This is a genomic window from Oleiphilus sp. HI0128 (assembly GCF_001635365.1).
Genome location: NZ_LWGG01001270.1, coordinates 1 through 972 on the forward strand (window position 1 = coordinate 1; position 972 = coordinate 972).

A 972-nucleotide genomic window follows, 5' to 3' on the forward strand; every position below is an offset into this window, starting at 1 on the left:
TTCGGCGTAGTGTTTGTTCACTGATTCCTAATTGGCGAGAGATGACAGCGCTATTTGGAAGTTTAATTGCTTCGCTGATGTGGGTGCTCTTGGGCTCTATAAGAAGTTTGATTTGTGCTGTCAGGCTATTGTCTTCGCCGGGGATGGTAAGTAGATCTATCGGCGCGCGTGCTAGAAAGACTTTTAGGTCGCGAGTAGTTTTGATCAAAGGCTCTTCGAGATACTTCCGATGGAAGACTAAGCGGTTGAATTTGCTCTTTTGGTTAGTTTTACAGCGAAACAAGAGCTCAAATTCTTCATGATCAATGGGGGTGTAATTAATATAGGCGCCAATTAGTTTAATTGGTTTGCCAATGTACCAACTTGCAAAGCGGTGCCAAATGACGTGCCAGTACTCGATATAAAAGTGCTCGAAATCTAATTCCGGATTGTTGAACTCTGAGGTGAAATATACGTGCTCTCCTTCGACATCAAGAGAAACCTTTATTTCATTGTTGATCTGGTTATAGAAGCGAATCCCTCGATGCAATAGTTCTTCGAGGTTATGACTGTAACTGACCCATTCAGCCATGAGGGCAAAGGTTCCGAGCTTAATGGGGGTTTCAGTGAAGCCCATAAACTCGTCATTTAGGGTCTCTGCAATACTTGAATAGAGCTTGGCAACCGACTCTACCGGGAAGCGTGCTCTGGGGTTTCTGAGTTGAAGTTCGGATATTCGCGCTTGCTTTAGCAGTTGGCGAGTATCGACGCCTTTTTTTCTCGCGCCGCCTAGCGCGCTGAGGATGTAGTGAGTGCCAATGGTTGCCATGTGGTGCTAATTATCGAATCGCAAGCGGATAACAAAAAAGCCCGGTAACTACCGGGCTCTTAATTCAATGCCGAGCTGAGGCTTACAAACGCGCATCAACATCATCTTTGTCGAATAGATATTTCACATCAAAGATAACGTTATTGGTTTTGCATAGCTTACGG

At 44.9% G+C, this 972-nt stretch carries 1 protein-coding gene; it reads right to left on the bottom strand.

Going from position 1 to position 972, the window contains the following annotated elements:
- A partial coding sequence (locus A3763_RS21395) for an AraC family transcriptional regulator ligand-binding domain-containing protein (protein WP_068760489.1) occupies positions 1-808 on the bottom strand: 808 nt, incomplete at its 3' end.
- Positions 809-972: the final 164 nt, after the last annotated feature.